The sequence below is a fragment of the Citrobacter sp. wls619 genome (genome assembly GCF_005281345.1).
Classification (GTDB): domain Bacteria; phylum Pseudomonadota; class Gammaproteobacteria; order Enterobacterales; family Enterobacteriaceae; genus Citrobacter.
Genome location: NZ_SZXJ01000044.1, coordinates 262498 through 277509 on the forward strand (window position 1 = coordinate 262498; position 15012 = coordinate 277509).

Annotated in this window: 12 protein-coding genes, 1 tRNA gene and 3 pseudogenes; 9 read left to right on the forward strand and 7 right to left on the reverse strand. The window is 49.9% G+C overall.

The genetic code is table 11. The features are described from left to right. Positions 1 to 12 precede the first annotated feature (12 nt). The 4 genes from dsbC (at position 13) to lysS (ending at position 5181) form a co-directional block, all read left to right on the forward strand. Complete coding sequence (gene dsbC, locus FDX19_RS10515) at positions 13 to 726, forward strand: bifunctional protein-disulfide isomerase/oxidoreductase DsbC (protein ID WP_137382659.1); 714 nt, start codon at positions 13 to 15, stop codon at positions 724 to 726. A gap of 5 nt (positions 727 to 731) precedes the next feature. Next, on the forward strand, positions 732 to 2465 hold the full coding sequence (gene recJ / locus FDX19_RS10520) for a single-stranded-DNA-specific exonuclease RecJ (protein ID WP_137382660.1): 1734 nt from the start codon (positions 732 to 734) through the stop codon (positions 2463 to 2465). 90 nt (positions 2466 to 2555) lie between these two features. Continuing rightward, positions 2556 to 3654 (forward strand): peptide chain release factor 2 gene (gene prfB, locus FDX19_RS10525; RefSeq protein ID WP_096878465.1). Its coding sequence is split into 2 segments (ribosomal slippage): positions 2556 to 2630 and positions 2632 to 3654, totalling 1098 coding nucleotides; the frame shifts between segments, so codons are not numbered across the junction. A gap of 9 nt (positions 3655 to 3663) precedes the next feature. Then, positions 3664 to 5181, forward strand: a complete 1518-nt coding sequence (lysS, locus tag FDX19_RS10530) for a lysine--tRNA ligase (RefSeq protein WP_137382661.1) — start codon at positions 3664 to 3666, stop codon at positions 5179 to 5181. A 96-nt stretch (positions 5182 to 5277) separates the two neighbouring features. Here the strand turns inward: lysS and idi are convergent, their stop codons facing one another. Both idi and FDX19_RS10540 read right to left on the reverse strand, forming a co-directional pair. Next, entirely contained in the window at positions 5278 to 5826 is a 549-nt protein-coding gene (gene idi, locus FDX19_RS10535; RefSeq protein ID WP_137382662.1) for an isopentenyl-diphosphate Delta-isomerase, read from the reverse strand. Positions 5827 to 5879: 53 nt separating this feature from the next. Next, positions 5880 to 6008 (reverse strand): annotated as a pseudogene (locus tag FDX19_RS10540) (DUF554 family protein); the annotation flags it as partial. A gap of 16 nt (positions 6009 to 6024) precedes the next feature. Between FDX19_RS10540 and FDX19_RS10545 the strand changes: the two are divergent. From FDX19_RS10545 to FDX19_RS10555, 3 genes and pseudogenes are all read left to right on the forward strand, one after another. Next, positions 6025 to 6231, forward strand: a pseudogene (locus FDX19_RS10545) (LysR family transcriptional regulator); the annotation flags it as partial. Between the two features lie 95 nt (positions 6232 to 6326). Further along, positions 6327 to 7049 (forward strand): amidase activator ActS, encoded by a 723-nt coding sequence (gene actS, locus FDX19_RS10550; protein WP_137382663.1) that lies wholly within the window; start codon positions 6327 to 6329, stop codon positions 7047 to 7049. An 80-nt stretch (positions 7050 to 7129) separates the two neighbouring features. Next, positions 7130 to 7203, forward strand: a tRNA-Gly gene (locus tag FDX19_RS10555). A 223-nt stretch (positions 7204 to 7426) separates the two neighbouring features. Here the strand turns inward: FDX19_RS10555 and FDX19_RS10560 are convergent. The 4 genes from FDX19_RS10560 to FDX19_RS10575 all read right to left on the reverse strand — a co-directional run bounded on the left by FDX19_RS10560 (position 7427) and on the right by FDX19_RS10575 (position 10797). After that, positions 7427 to 8629: a lactate oxidase gene (locus FDX19_RS10560; RefSeq protein ID WP_137382664.1), complete on the reverse strand. Its 1203-nt coding sequence runs from the start codon at positions 8627 to 8629 to the stop codon at positions 7427 to 7429. Positions 8630 to 8642: 13 nt separating this feature from the next. Next, positions 8643 to 9209, reverse strand: coding sequence for a YceI family protein (locus tag FDX19_RS10565; RefSeq protein ID WP_137382665.1), 567 nt, complete (start codon positions 9207 to 9209; stop codon positions 8643 to 8645). Between the two features lie 236 nt (positions 9210 to 9445). Further along, positions 9446 to 10075 carry a hypothetical protein gene (locus FDX19_RS10570; RefSeq protein WP_137382666.1) on the reverse strand — a complete coding sequence of 210 codons (630 nt, stop codon included), beginning with the start codon at positions 10073 to 10075 and terminating at the stop codon, positions 9446 to 9448. Further along, positions 10075 to 10797: a hypothetical protein gene (locus FDX19_RS10575; protein WP_137382667.1), complete on the reverse strand. Its 723-nt coding sequence runs from the start codon at positions 10795 to 10797 to the stop codon at positions 10075 to 10077. Before FDX19_RS10575 ends, FDX19_RS10570 begins: the two co-directional genes overlap by 1 nt. A 192-nt stretch (positions 10798 to 10989) precedes the next feature. Between FDX19_RS10575 and FDX19_RS10580 the strand changes: the two are divergent. Next, positions 10990 to 11100, forward strand: a pseudogene (locus tag FDX19_RS10580) (arsenate reductase); the annotation flags it as partial. A 66-nt stretch (positions 11101 to 11166) separates the two neighbouring features. Here the strand turns inward: FDX19_RS10580 and FDX19_RS10585 are convergent. After that, the gene (locus FDX19_RS10585; RefSeq protein WP_137382668.1) at positions 11167 to 11703 is read right to left on the reverse strand and encodes a GNAT family N-acetyltransferase; all 537 of its coding nucleotides are present in this window, start codon (positions 11701 to 11703) and stop codon (positions 11167 to 11169) included. An 841-nt stretch (positions 11704 to 12544) separates the two neighbouring features. Between FDX19_RS10585 and pgaA the strand changes: the two genes are divergently transcribed. Then, the gene (pgaA, locus tag FDX19_RS10590) at positions 12545 to 15007 is read left to right on the forward strand and encodes a poly-beta-1,6 N-acetyl-D-glucosamine export porin PgaA (protein WP_137382669.1); all 2463 of its coding nucleotides are present in this window, start codon (positions 12545 to 12547) and stop codon (positions 15005 to 15007) included. Positions 15008 to 15012 lie beyond the last annotated feature (5 nt).

The following is a 15012-nucleotide window of genomic DNA, read 5'->3' on the forward strand; positions in this document are numbered from 1 at the left end:
AAAGGATAGGTTATGAAGAAACGTTTTATGATGCTCACCCTGCTGGCTACTGCGTTTTCAGGCATGGTGCATGCAGATGATGCGGCTATTCGCCAGTCATTAGCGAAGCTGGGCGTGCAGAGCACCGAAATTCAACCTGCTCCGGTTGCGGGCATGAAAACCGTACTGACCAATAGCGGTGTACTGTACGTGACTGAAGACGGCAAGCATATTATTCAGGGGCCGATGTATGACGTAAGTGGCGCAAGCCCGGTGAATGTCACTAACCAACTGCTGATGAAACATCTGAATGCGCTGGAAAATGAGATGATCGTCTACAAAGCGCCGCAAGAAAAACACGTCATCACCATTTTCACCGACATCACCTGTGGTTACTGCCACAAGTTGCATGAAGAGATGAAAGACTACAATGCGCTGGGCATCACCGTCCGTTATCTGGCCTTCCCTCGCCAGGGGCTGGAAAGCCAGGCCGAGCAGGACATGAAGTCAATCTGGTGTGCAAAAGACAAAAACAAAGCCTTTGACGATGCGATGGCGGGTAAGGGCGTGAAAGCGGCGACCTGTGATGTAGATATTGCGAATCATTACGCACTGGGCGTGCAGTTTGGCGTGAGTGGCACTCCGGCGATTGTCCTGAGCAACGGCTATGTTGTTCCGGGCTATCAGGGGCCGAAAGAGATGAAAGAATTCCTCGACGCACACGAAAAACAGACCAGCGGTAAATAACTCGCGTGAAACAACAGATACAACTTCGTCGGCGTGAAGCCGACGAGACCGTCGAGCTGCCTGCCGACTTGCCGCCATTGCTGCGGCGTTTATACGCCAGTCGCGGCGTGCGCAGCGCGCAGGAGCTTGAACGTAGCGTGAAAGGGATGTTGCCGTGGCAGCATTTGAACGGCGTCGAAAAAGCGGTTGAGATCCTCTATAACGCCTTTCGCGAAGGAACCCGCATCATTGTGGTGGGGGATTTCGATGCCGATGGTGCGACCAGTACGGCACTGAGCATCCTGGCGATGCGTGCGTTGGGCTGTAGTAATGTTGACTACCTGGTGCCCAATCGTTTTGAAGACGGATATGGCTTAAGCCCGGAAGTCGTGGATCAGGCGCATGCCCGTGGCGCTCAGTTGATCGTTACTGTGGACAACGGCATCTCTTCTCATGCGGGTGTTGAGCATGCCAGAGCGCTGAAGATTCCGGTGGTGGTGACCGATCACCACCTACCAGGCGATACGCTGCCGGGCGCGGAAGCAATCATCAATCCTAACCTGCACGACTGTGAATTTCCGTCGAAATCGCTGGCAGGCGTGGGGGTAGCCTTCTACCTGATGTTGGCGCTGCGCACCTTCCTGCGCGACAAAGGCTGGTTTGATGAACGCGGAATTGCACCGCCGAACCTGGCTGATTTGCTCGATCTGGTTGCTTTGGGCACGGTAGCAGACGTGGTGCCGCTGGATGCCAATAACCGTATCCTGACGTGGCAAGGTTTGAGCCGCATTCGTGCTGGAAAGTGCCGCCCTGGCATTAAGGCGCTACTGGAGATTTCCAATCGTGACCCGCTCAAACTGGCCGCCAGTGATTTAGGTTTTGCGCTTGGCCCTCGGCTGAACGCGGCAGGTCGTCTGGATGATATGTCCGTCGGCGTTGCGCTGTTGCTGTGCGATAACATTGGCGAAGCGCGCGTGTTGGCCAATGAGCTGGACGCACTCAACCAGACGCGCAAAGAGATTGAACAGGGGATGCAGGCAGAAGCCCTGACCCTGTGTGAAAAGCTGGAGCGCAGTAGTGACACACTCCCGGGTGGCCTGGCGATGTATCATCCCGAATGGCACCAGGGGGTGGTCGGCATTCTGGCGTCGCGTATTAAAGAGCGTTTCCATCGTCCGGTAATCGCTTTTGCTCCTGCGGGGGATGGCACCTTAAAAGGTTCCGGACGTTCGATCCAGGGACTGCATATGCGTGATGTACTGGAGCGTCTGGATACGCTTTATCCCGGCATGATCATTAAGTTTGGTGGACATGCGATGGCAGCAGGTCTGTCGCTGGAAGAAGCGCAGTTCGAGCATTTCCAGCAGCGTTTTGGCGAGCTGGTAACAGAATGGCTTGACCCCGCTTTATTACAGGGTGAGGTAGTCTCTGATGGTCCGCTGAGTGTGGCAGAGATGACCATGGAGGTTGCGCAAATGCTGCGCGATGCCGGTCCGTGGGGGCAGATGTTCCCGGAGCCGCTGTTTGATGGACATTTTCGCCTGCTCCAGCAACGTCTGGTTGGTGAACGTCACCTGAAAGTGATGGTGGAACCGGTTGGCGGCGGGCCGCTGCTGGACGGCATTGCGTTTAACGTCGATACCGCTATCTGGCCGGATAACGGCGTACGTGAAGTTCAGCTTGCCTACAAACTGGATATTAATGAGTTTCGCGGCAACCGCTCATTGCAAATTATTATCGATAATATCTGGCCACTTTAGCGTCACTATATCTATAAAAAAGAGCGTGAATTGGTTACAATCCCGCTCTTATAACCGCATTTTGACTCGTTCAATAAAAGAAATCAGACCATGTTTGAAATTAATCCGGTAAATAACCGCATTCAGGACCTCACGGAACGCTCTGACGTTCTTAGGGGGTATCTTTGACTATGATGCAAAGAAAGAGCGTCTGGAAGAAGTAAACGCCGAGCTGGAACAGCCTGACGTCTGGAACGAACCCGAACGCGCACAGGCGCTGGGTAAAGAACGTTCTTCCCTTGAGGCCATTGTCGACACGCTCGACCAGATGAGCCAGGGCCTGGAAGATGTCTCCGGCCTGCTGGAACTGGCTGTAGAAGCCGACGACGAAGAAACCTTTAACGAAGCCGTAGCAGAACTCGATACGCTGGAAGATAAACTGGCACAGCTGGAATTCCGTCGTATGTTCTCCGGTGAATATGACAGCGCAGATTGCTATCTTGATATTCAGGCGGGCTCCGGCGGTACCGAAGCGCAGGATTGGGCCAGCATGCTGATGCGTATGTATCTGCGTTGGGCTGAAGCTCGCGGCTTTAAGACGGAAATTATTGAAGAGTCTGAAGGTGAAGTGGCGGGTATTAAATCCGTGACCATCAGAATCGCTGGAGAATATGCTTACGGTTGGTTGCGCACGGAAACCGGTGTACATCGTCTGGTGCGTAAGAGCCCGTTCGATTCCGGCGGCCGTCGCCATACGTCATTTAGTTCTGCGTTTGTTTATCCGGAAGTTGACGATGATATCGATATCGATATCAACCCAGCAGACCTGCGTATCGACGTTTACCGCGCCTCGGGTGCGGGCGGTCAGCACGTTAACCGTACGGAATCTGCGGTACGTATCACTCACATCCCGACCGGGATTGTAACGCAGTGCCAGAACGACCGTTCCCAGCACAAGAATAAAGACCAGGCCATGAAGCAGATGAAAGCGAAGCTTTATGAACTGGAAATGCAGAAGAAGAATGCCGAGAAACAGGCGATGGAAGACACCAAGTCCGACATCGGCTGGGGTAGCCAGATTCGTTCTTATGTCCTTGATGACTCCCGCATTAAAGATCTGCGTACCGGGGTTGAAACCCGCAACACGCAGGCCGTGCTGGATGGCAGCCTGGATCAATTTATCGAAGCAAGTTTGAAAGCAGGGTTATGAGGAACCAACATGTCTGAACAACACGCACAGGGCGCTGACGCGGTAGCCGACCTTAACAATGAACTGAAAACGCGTCGTGAGAAGCTGGCTAGCCTGCGTGAGCAGGGGATCCCGTTCCCGAACGATTTCCGTCGCGATCATACCTCAGACCAACTGCACGCTGACTTCGACGCGAAAGAAAACGAAGAGCTGGAAGCGCTGAACATTGAGGTATCCGTTGCTGGCCGCATGATGACCCGTCGTATTATGGGTAAAGCATCATTCGTTACGCTGCAGGATGTTGGCGGCCGTATTCAGCTGTACGTTGCGCGCGACGATCTGCCGGAAGGCGTCTACAACGAGCAGTTCAAAAAATGGGATCTGGGCGATATCCTCGGCGCGAAAGGTAAGTTGTTTAAGACCAAAACCGGCGAACTGTCCATCCATTGCACCGAGCTGCGTCTGCTGACCAAAGCCCTGCGTCCGCTGCCGGATAAATTCCATGGTCTGCAGGATCAGGAAGCGCGCTACCGCCAGCGTTACCTGGATCTCATCTCTAACGATGAATCCCGCAACACCTTTAAAGTGCGTTCACAGATTATGGCGGGTATCCGTCAGTTCATGGTGGGTCGCGGCTTTATGGAAGTAGAAACCCCGATGATGCAGGTGATCCCCGGCGGTGCGGCAGCGCGTCCGTTTATCACTCATCATAACGCGCTGGATCTGGACATGTACCTGCGTATCGCGCCGGAACTGTACCTCAAGCGTCTGGTGGTGGGCGGTTTCGAACGCGTATTCGAAATTAACCGTAACTTCCGTAATGAAGGCATCTCTGTTCGCCATAACCCTGAGTTCACCATGATGGAACTCTACATGGCTTATGCGGACTACAAAGATCTGATCGAACTGACCGAATCGTTGTTCCGTACTTTGGCACAGAACGTTCTCGGAACGACCGAAGTGCCTTACGGTGAAGAAGTCTTCGACTTTGGCAAGCCGTTCGAAAAACTGACCATGCGCGAAGCGATTCAGAAATACCGTCCGGAAACCAATATGACGGATCTGGACAACTTCGACTCAGCGAAAGCGATTGCTGAATCTATCGGCATCAAAGTTGAGAAGAGCTGGGGTCTGGGCCGTATCGTGACGGAGATCTTTGAAGAAGTGGCGGAAGCGCACCTGATTCAGCCGACCTTCATCACCGAATATCCGGCAGAGGTTTCTCCGCTGGCGCGTCGTAATGATGAAAACCCGGAAATCACCGATCGCTTTGAATTCTTCATTGGCGGTCGCGAAATCGGTAACGGTTTCAGCGAGCTGAACGATGCAGAAGATCAGGCGCAGCGTTTCCAGGATCAGGTTAATGCTAAAGATGCAGGCGATGACGAAGCGATGTTCTACGACGAAGACTACGTCACCGCTCTGGAACATGGTCTGCCGCCGACTGCGGGTCTGGGTATTGGTATCGACCGTATGGTGATGCTGTTCACTAACAGCCACACTATCCGCGACGTGATCCTGTTCCCGGCAATGCGCCCGGTTAAGTAAGATGTGAACTGCCGGATGGCGGCTGATGCCTTTTCCGGCCTACGGGGAAGACGATTCGTAGGCCGGATAAAACGCGTTTGCGTTGCCATCCGGCAATCAATTACGGTTAGCAAACTCGCGCAATAATTCTCGTGCTTTATCATTCGATGCCTGCATTACCATCCACGGGCTGAAGGCCCACGGTGTAGCGTCAACCCCGCATAACACATCCTCAAGATTGCTCCACCGATAATCCATCACTTCCTCTGTATTAGGCTGTAGCGTGCTGATTAGCTGTGCGGCATATACCGGGCAAACTTCATTTTCCACAATTCCACTGGGATCTGCGGCACAATAGCGAAAATCAGCGTAGACGGGCGTGAGTGCGTGAATGTCAGCTCCCAACTCGAAGCGGGCGCGACGGATAATGGCGTCTTCAGTTGTTTCCCCTGATTGTGGATGACCGCACACCGAGTTTGTCCAGACACCTGGCCAGGCTTTTTTGTGCAGTGAACGACGGGTAACTAACAGCTGGCCCTGGTCGTTAAAAATCCAACAGGAAAACGCGAGATGTAGAGGGGTATTGTGGGTGTGAGCGGCATACTTCTCGAGTATACCTGAAGGTATATCTTGCTCATCCAGCAAAACGACATGTTCCCCGGCCATGACAACTCCTGAAAAGAAAAAATAACCCAGCACAAACCCGCCGGGTCATGTACTCAGGCCACTAGGGTAGCCCATAAATGGGACAAAGGCATTACCAAAACAAGCCCTGGCAGCATGTTGGCGACCGAAAATAGTTTAATGTTGCAGATGCGCAATCCGGTCGCGACCATGAGTAATCCGCCATCATGTCGGGGGGGGATCCTCGACTGGCTGGAGTCCGGCCTGGAAGCCGCGATATTGCTACCCTCTTTAAAAGTTGACGCCGATAAACTCAGCCAGTGCTGAGTGGTGGATGTATTCCCCTCGCCACACATATTTTATCCGGTGCTGGTGAAATTACCGTCCATGCCTTATTTACCCGCGCTGATGGATATTATTGCGCGGGGATATCCGTTTACTACATCAGGTGGAGCCGAAGCGATTGGGGATCCTCCAACTGGCTGGTATGATAATTGCCTCTGGTTTGGAGGTGAACGTTCGTGTTTAGTGCAGAATGTCTGATGAGTAAACGCTTTTATATCTTGATAATGTTGGTGGGCAGCCTGATCGTTGCAGGATGTTCCAGTTCATCTGATTCCGGCTCTACGTATACCGTGAAGCGTGGCGATACGCTGTACGCGATTTCGCGCTCTACCGGTACCAGCGTCAGGGATCTCGCCCGTCTCAACAACATCTCTCCTCCCTATACCATCGAAGTAGGGCAAAGGCTGAAGCTTATCGGTAGCACGAAAACCAGCCCGACTTCCGGCAAGACCACCACAAAATCGTCCACAAAGACAGCGGCAGTCAGACCGTCGTCCTCCGTACCGCAGTCATCCTGGCCGCCGGTGGGACAACGCTGCTGGCAGTGGCCAGCCAGCGGAAAAGTGATCCTGCCTTATTCAACGGCGGATGGCGGCAACAAGGGTATTGATATCTCAGCTGCGCGCGGCACGCCGGTTTATGCGGCGGGAGCAGGGAAGGTGGTTTATGTCGGCAACCAGCTGCGGGGCTATGGCAACCTCATCATGATTAAGCACAGTGAGGATTACATTACCGCTTATGCGCATAATGATACGCTACTGGTGAATAACGGGCAGAGCGTGAAGGCCGGGCAGAAAATTGCCACCATGGGTAGCACTGATGCGGCATCTGTTCGCCTGCACTTCCAGATTCGCTATCGCGCAACGGCGATTGATCCGCTGCGTTATTTACCGCCGCAGGGGAGTAAACCTAAGTGCTAAAAGGCTATTTTATCAGCAGTTAGCATCGTTTGGGCTTGTCAGAGGATGCGTAAGGTCTATAATGGCCCACGCACCTCTTCGCGGGCGTAGTTCAATGGTAGAACGAGAGCTTCCCAAGCTCTATACGAGGGTTCGATTCCCTTCGCCCGCTCCAAACTTAAGTTTCCTGAAGTCTGTCCTACTCAATTACCCCTTGATAAATCGGCAGTTATAGCATTCTTTTCATCAATTGAACTCAATGGACTCCTTCATGGTGAGTACATAAAATACCGGCCATAATGACCGGTATTCAGCATTATTATCTATTCTTTAATAATGTCTCTGGTGAGTGGAGTAGAGGGGGTTAATATTCCACGCCGTTAACCCAAAGCATGCTCTTATTCTTCCAGATCACGTAAGGTCAGCAGTTTGGTTTTTTTCACCTGCTCGATGTCTTTGGTTCCACCGAGCATCATATTGATGACTAATTCCTTGTTGAGTTGCTCGATAACAGAAGCAACACCTTGAGCTCCGCCGAGGTTTAGACCGTACAGGACAGGACGTCCGATAGCCACTATATCAGCGCCGCTAGCGATAGCTTTAAATACATGTGAACCACGACGCACACCACTATCAAAAATAATGGGCACGCGTTTATTTACAACTTTTGCGATAGAGGGCAATACATCAAATGAAGATGGCCCACTATCGAGTTGCCTTCCCCCGTGGTTAGAAACCCAGATAGCTGCAGCCCCGGCCTTAATAGCAACCTCTGCATCTTCCGGCGACTGAATTCCTTTCACAATGACCGGCAAACCGGAGATTTGGTGAACGTATTTAATATCTTCCGGTGTGAAGGCTTGTTTGGCTTGTGCGTAAATTTCGCTGATACCAGAACCTTTGCCTGTTTTTGAACCGTCATCACTCTGCTTCGCAAACATCTCAAGATTTGCAAAGCCGAGAGGGAACTGGAAATTATTCTTTATATCGTCTTCGCGATATCCACCAACGGGTGAATCGACAGTCAGAATGATCGCTTTTGCACCATGTTTAACCGCTTCATTCAATATAAATTCGTTAAATTTATTATTTTTACTCATATAGAGCTGGAAGAAGAAAGGGTTTCCCTCTGATGCCCTGGAAACGTCTTCAATGGTTTTATTTCCGTAGGTGCTTAAAGAGAAAATTGAACCTACCTGGGCCATTCCTCGGGCTGTGGCGAGTTCACCGGCTTCGTGCGCCAGACCCTGGGCTGCCATTGGCGCCTGGATTATGGGGGTTTTTAGCGGAATGCCCAGCAAACTGGTTGAAAGATTGATATTTTTTAATTCAATACCTTGCAATACTCGTGGAACGATGAATTTCTTATCAAAGCTCTCGGTATTACTGCGCAGATTATTTTCATCTTCCGCGCCTCCACGAATATAACCAAATGCTCCCTTTTCCATTCTGGCTTTTACTTGATCTTCAAGAGAGTCAATGTTGACCATTTTAATGGGGTGCTCTTCGGTGCTGGCTTTATATGCTTCGGCTTGCGCCAGACCTGATGAAATCATCATCGCGACAGAGGCTATGGCCAGAATTTTTTTATTCACTTTCATTCTTACTTCCTTGTTATTGGCGTATTGCTTCAGCCTGAATATTAATATCAACTGTTTTGCTCATTCCTATGTTGACGAGATAATCAACACCCCATTGGGTACGATCAATTTTTGCAGAGAAATCGCCACCGCAGACCTGAGCGTTGAAAACCGGACTCATATAGCAGCCGAATTTGGTCGTCGTTAACGTGACAGGTTTAGTAACACCTTTCATCGTCAACATCCCTTCAATGGAGGCGGGCTTGCCCTCAGAGAAGTTCCATTTTATTGATTTGAATACAATATCCGGATATTTTTCTGCATCAAGTATATCGCTGCTACGGATATGTTTATCAAATGCTTCCAGACCGGTATTGAGAGATTTAACAGGAATGGTTACCTGCATTTCACCTTGCTGTTTCTCTGGAAGATATTTCACTTCTCCGCTGATGGAGTAAAAGCCACCATGGTTGGTTGATGTCTGAAAATGGTCGATATTAAATATCGCATTCGTATGCGTACTATCTAATTTATATATTTCGGCATGTGCAATATTCACAAAGCCTAATGCGCATACTGCGATCAATATGTTCTTGTTCATGGTGTAACCTCAGAGATAGAAAACAGATGCATTTATAATTCATGTGTTATAACCCGTCCAGATTGAAAAGTGGGAAGCAGTGTCCCATTTATAGAACGATAGGGAGATGTAGGGAGATTATTCGCTGTTGAATAATCCCCCTGTATCACTTTTGAATTATAAGGGTATACTGGATTTAATATTACCCGCTCAATCTCTGATAACGCTTAGAAAATAAATTTTCCTGCGATAACAGGTTATCCTTGCATGAGATATTCTCTATGTTCCAAAATTTTTTCCACCAGGAGATTCACACCATTGTCGTTCGCGATATCTATCAGCGGCACTGAAAATCCGATACCGCGAATTTGGTTATTGTCAGAAAATTGTACTTTGGAATGGGTATCAGGATAGCCCTCATAGCTGTCCCACATCTCTTCTGGAGAGGAATACGGTGTGTCATTGTTTGCTGCGGAGAAGAGATAAATATTCAGATAACTTTGGGATTTGTCGACGGGGGTTTTCAGCCGGGTTGCCAGTGGTTCTTCATCTTTTGGGTACTGTGATGTGCGTCGGTGATACTCTAATTCACTGTCAGTAACCAGTTTAAAATCAATCACATAATCGGTCATCAACATCGGTAAAGAAGGCTGCTTTTGTTTGCCAAAGACGAATGACACATCCATCATTGGCAGGTAGTCCCATTTCCAACTCTCCAGTGGATTCATGCCGCGACGAGGAGGTTTATTGAAACTCCATGTATCCCAGAGGAGAAAAGATGTTTCTATTTTCTGCGCAACTTCATTGATCATTGGCAGAATTTGCTGGTAATACGCCCCGCAGATGCGGTGAGCCTGACGAACCTGAGCAAAGGGATCATGTGTCATTATTGTTCCTTAATAAGTGATAAATCGCCGGAGAGGGGATTCTCTGTCAGAAATTGACTAAATCTGTGCCAGGGAAGCAGAGGTTCACGGATGCCGTACAGCGCAAGGGCTTTCAGGCAATCAGCAACGATGCGCTTATCCTGAGGAGCATTCCATTCTGAATGCTGGAAAATTTCTCTGAGTCTACGCCATTCCAGTCCATGAAATTCAACCTGGGGAAACTCTGTCGCTAATTCGTGAAACCAGGTTTCTGCTGCGGCGGGCAGGTTGCCCAGGGCTAAAAAATGGACAACAGGTTTGGCGTCATCATCGTGTAAATAAGTATAAAGTTCTTTTCGCCATTGCTGCTGATATTGCATCCCTCCAGCAGGTGGTTTTACCTCGACAATCAGTGCTGCATGTTCGAAGGTGATGACCACATCCGGTTCAGAAAATTGTTCCAGACCAGATGTGAATGGCTGCATTTTTTCATCAATGGAATCGGGAAAAGCGAATTTTGGCCAGAAAGTGATAGCTTCATAAGCTCCCCAGTCATCCCTGGATTTCCCTGTCAATGCAGAAAAGAAATGACGCATTGCAGCAGGTGATAAATAGTTAACCCGGCTCCAGATTGCAGCTGTGAGTAGATCTTCATAGGACTGAAAAACAGTTCGCCAGCTTTGTCGCATCCCTTCATTTAGCGTTATTCTTCCCGCTTTACCTTCCAGAATGGCATTTAACATCCAATATTCCTTAATGTGGCTTAGATAATAAAATTAGTCGGTTAGCTTTATTTTCGAATCGTTTATACGGACAGACCAAGCGTAACAATCATCTACCTTATCATTCCATCTTGCCAGTCCGGCAGCACAGAAATTTATCCGATGAAACCCCTCTGGGTATCGTGTTGTTGTGCGGAAAAGTTGTTTGGGAAAATGGGCATTACCGTGCGGGCACTGCTGCGCCAAAACGTTGAGCCTGATGAGGTGCAGGAAATCCTCCCGGATGCGCAAAAAGGTGCTTTCGCAAAGGAGGATGGCGAGTAGCTGGTAGATAAAGCAGGTAAACGACTGGAATAGGTATTAAGGGGGGCTGCCCCCCTCCGTTTTCCCTCAGAGTATCACGCCAGCATCGGGCGGTAGTGTGCTGTTACCTTCACCCAGATTACGTTGTAGCAATACGGTATCGAGCCAGCGACCATGCTTGAAGCCAATATTCTTTAGCGTGCCGACCTCGGTAAATCCGACCTGCTGGTGGACTTTCAGCGATCCCTGATTATTGCTGTCGCCGACGATGGCAATCATCTGTCGGTAGCCGTGTGTTTCTGCCCATGAAATGACATGGTGTAGTAGCGCTTTGCCCGCGCCCTGACGTTGTGCTGCCGGATCGATATAAATCGAATCTTCGAGCGTATAGCGGTAGGCATAGCGCTCACGGTAGCGGGTGAGATAACAGTAACCGATGACTTTTTCGTCCTGCAGGGCCACAACCCACGGCAACCCCAGCTCGCGGATCTTAGTCAGGCGAACAAGCATTTCGCGAGTATCTGGCGGGTCAGTCTCAAAGCTGGCAGTCCCGTGAAGAACATGATGTGCGTAGATAGTATGGATAGCGGGGATGTGCTTTTCTTCCGCGTTAACGATTTTCATTGACCAGCTCCCGTTGGCGTCTTTTGCCAGATTACCTGAAAGAATGCGCAAAGGGTAAGCGCAAACGCTTATGGTTCAATGGACATCATTCTATAGCATTAGGCTTATATTTTGTAAGGGTAAAAATTGATTGTCGTTGATATTGGCAATAATTTAACAAATAGATAAGTACAGTTTTGCGGAATGATAAATACATCAGGGCGTAGTGGAATTAACAATTACCTGCGGGGATTCATTGGGGGATTCCACAATGCCATTTTTGGTAGGGGATAAACTTACTGTTCATAAAATCCTTTAATTTCACTTTGTTATATCTTTACCTAATTCTTTTTACCTGGTTTTATGTTGCTCATTTCACCCTGAAACTTAGCCGTTTAAAATTAACTGATGTTATTTATAGTGTTATCAGTTACTGTTAATTATCAGGTTTTTCCTGTCAATTCTCAAAATGCTTATCAGGCAAACAGTTACCTGGTGTTTCTATATTTGCTGATAATAGTTATCATGGTTACGTGGTTTCGTCACGGAAACTTAATCTAAATCCAGTATTCGATCCCAAGAGTATTAGGATAATTTGGTTTAAAATACTTTTTTTGCCTAAGAGTTTTCTTATAACATAGCAAGACCCCACACTGAGTGATAAAATTCCTGAGCTTTCGCCAGCCTCTCAACGACGAGTGGAAGAGTCATACGGAGTCAATAAGACGAAAGAATTAAATGATTTTTAGCCATATTACGAAATAAGCGGCAGTGCACTTTACATGGTCGGCAACCGTCAAGGAATGACTATAACTTATTGAAAACGCTTATTTTTACTATGATGTAAGATATAAGGGCAGATATGTTCAGTATGCGTCGACATGCCAACTTTATTAAACGCTTCAAGTCAGTAACCTGTTTATTTACGGCAAGCGTTCTTTTCCCAATGCAAGCCTCTGCAGCAGTATCAGATTATGATGCGTTGATTATTGAAGCACGAGGTGGTAATAGCACACCGTTATTGCGCTACCTTGAGGAGCAGGGAAAGAAAAGTGCGTTAACGCCAAATCAGGTGGCTGACTGGCTGCAGGTATCCAGTTGGGTTGATAACAACGATAAAGCAACCATTGATATCTGGCAGCGGTATCGTGGGCAGATGGATGTGCCTGCACGCGGCAAAGTGGCCGCTGCGCGTGCGTATCGCAATCAGAAGAGCTGGAATGAATCATTAGCGATCTGGGAGAGCGTTGTACAGGAAGAGCCGGAGAACGCCGATGTACGTACCGGCTGGATCATGACGCTGGCGGATGCACGTTACAATCAGCAGGCCCTGACTGAAGCGAATAAATGGGCACGCGCGCATCCGGGGGCTGACTCTGATGCGCTGCTTGCCTATGTGTATCATTCACAGGGTAAAAACTGGGATGCGCTGTTAGTCGCCAGCCAGGCGGATGAAGTCGATCCGGGTAACAAAAATGCGAAATCCACGCTGTTGTCAGCGCTGTCAGCCAACCGTGTCGCTGAACCGGCGTTGGGGCTGACGGAAGTGGTTCCGACATCTGACCCCGTTAAGCGGCGTCTGGCGCTTGATGCTGCAGCCGAAAAGGTGCGCGCTTCTTATACCTCTGCACGAAATGAAGATGAGCGTTTTCTCGTGGCGGATAAAGCGCTTGCCCGCTATGACCAGTTGCTGGCAGCCTGGAAAGATGATCCCGCGGCCCAGGGCGATGTGCGCCGGGCGAGAATTGACCGCATGGGCGCCCTGCTGGTGCGTAAGCGTACTGCCGACGTGATTCAGGAATACGAATCTCTCTCCGCGGACGGTGAAGTGCCCAACTATGCCAAACGTTGGGTGGCTTCGGCGTGGCTTAGCGAACGTCAGCCGGAAAAGACCGAAGCAATGCTGGCGAGCATCTATTATCCGAACGGACCTATCCCTGTGACGCCGCTCACTCCTGAAGATCAACAGGATCTGTTCTATGCGCATATTGATAATGAAAACTTTGCTGCCGCTAAAAAACAAGTCGATGACTTGATCAAAGAGAGCCCGTATCTGCGTCGTATCTATGGCTCGCCAACGCCACAGCCTAACGATAACTGGCTGCTCGGGCAGACGCTGCTGACGCAATATCATCTTGCTGCCAATGAACTGCCAGAGGCAGAAAAACTTTCAGAACATCTGGCACGAACGGGTTCCGGTAACCAGGGGCTACGCATAACCTATGCCTCCGTTTTAGAAGCCCGTGGATTGCCACATGCGGCGGAAAAAGAACTTAAGCTTGCGGAAGTGATCGAGCCCAGCAACCTGGAGCTGGAGCGTCAGCAGGCCTATGTGGCGCTGGATCTTCAGGAGTGGAAACAGGCCGACGAGCTGACCGATGATGTCATCGCCCGAAGCCCGGATGACGAAGCGACACTACGTCTGGCACGGATCCGCGATGTACACAAAATGTCGGAAGTGCGTATCAGCGGTACGCAGGGTATCTCCTCCGATAGTCCGGTCAGCGGTAAGAATGACTTCAACATCAATACTGCGATTTACAGCCCGCCGATTAATGACAACTGGCGACTGTTTACCGGTTTCAACTTTGCCACCGGCGAGTTTGAAGAAGGAAAAGGCATCAGCCGCGATCTGGCGGCCGGTGCTGAATGGACTTCACGTGATTACTGGGCCGAAATGGAACTGTCTGGCCGTAATTATGGCGACGGGCAGAAAATGGGGGGCCGTCTTTCAGCCTGGCATGACTTCAATGATAACTGGCGTGTGGGTGGGTCAGCTGAGCGTCTTTCCCGCAATACGCCACTGCGTGCGCTGCGTAGCGGCGTATATGCCAACGGCGGCGATATGTATGTCCGCTGGTACCAAAACGAACGGCGAGAGTATCAATTGTCGTTTGCTGCTTCACATTTCTCGGATGGCAACGATCGTATCGAATACGGGCTTAGTGGAAAAGAGCGTATGTGGACAACACCACGTTTCACGCTGGACTTTACCCCGGGTATCGGCGGTAGCACCAACACCAAAGAGAATGTGCCGTATTACAACCCCAAAAGTGATTTCTCTGTGGTACCCGGCTTGACCGCGGAGCAGGTGCTTTACCGACACTATGACACCGTGTGGACACAGCAGGGAGTGGCTGGCGTGGGCGGCTACTGGCAGCAAGGTGAAGACGCGGGGGCTATCGTCCAGTTGGGTTACGGTCAACGGCTTAAATGGAACAACGTTGTAGATGGCGGGGTGATGCTGGTGTGGGATAAACGCCCCTACGACGGTAAACGTGAGCGGAATATCTCCCTCGCTTTCGATTTGAATGTCAGGTTTTAAGGATA

What these genes read in the sequence shown, in the direction of transcription:
- dsbC (WP_137382659.1), top strand. Translation starts at nt 13, where the DNA reads ATGAAGAAACGTTTTATGATGCTCACCCTGCTGGCTACTGCGTTTTCA.
- lysS (WP_137382661.1), top strand. Translation starts at nt 3,664, where the DNA reads ATGTCTGAACAACACGCACAGGGCGCTGACGCGGTAGCCGACCTTAAC.
- idi (WP_137382662.1), bottom strand. Translation starts at nt 5,826, where the DNA reads ATGGCCGGGGAACATGTCGTTTTGCTGGATGAGCAAGATATACCTTCA.
- actS (WP_137382663.1), top strand. Translation starts at nt 6,327, where the DNA reads ATGAGTAAACGCTTTTATATCTTGATAATGTTGGTGGGCAGCCTGATC.
- FDX19_RS10560 (WP_137382664.1), bottom strand. Translation starts at nt 8,629, where the DNA reads ATGAAAGTGAATAAAAAAATTCTGGCCATAGCCTCTGTCGCGATGATG.
- FDX19_RS10565 (WP_137382665.1), bottom strand. Translation starts at nt 9,209, where the DNA reads ATGAACAAGAACATATTGATCGCAGTATGCGCATTAGGCTTTGTGAAT.
- FDX19_RS10570 (WP_137382666.1), bottom strand. Translation starts at nt 10,075, where the DNA reads ATGACACATGATCCCTTTGCTCAGGTTCGTCAGGCTCACCGCATCTGC.
- FDX19_RS10575 (WP_137382667.1), bottom strand. Translation starts at nt 10,797, where the DNA reads ATGTTAAATGCCATTCTGGAAGGTAAAGCGGGAAGAATAACGCTAAAT.
- FDX19_RS10585 (WP_137382668.1), bottom strand. Translation starts at nt 11,703, where the DNA reads ATGAAAATCGTTAACGCGGAAGAAAAGCACATCCCCGCTATCCATACT.
- pgaA (WP_137382669.1), top strand. Translation starts at nt 12,545, where the DNA reads ATGTTCAGTATGCGTCGACATGCCAACTTTATTAAACGCTTCAAGTCA.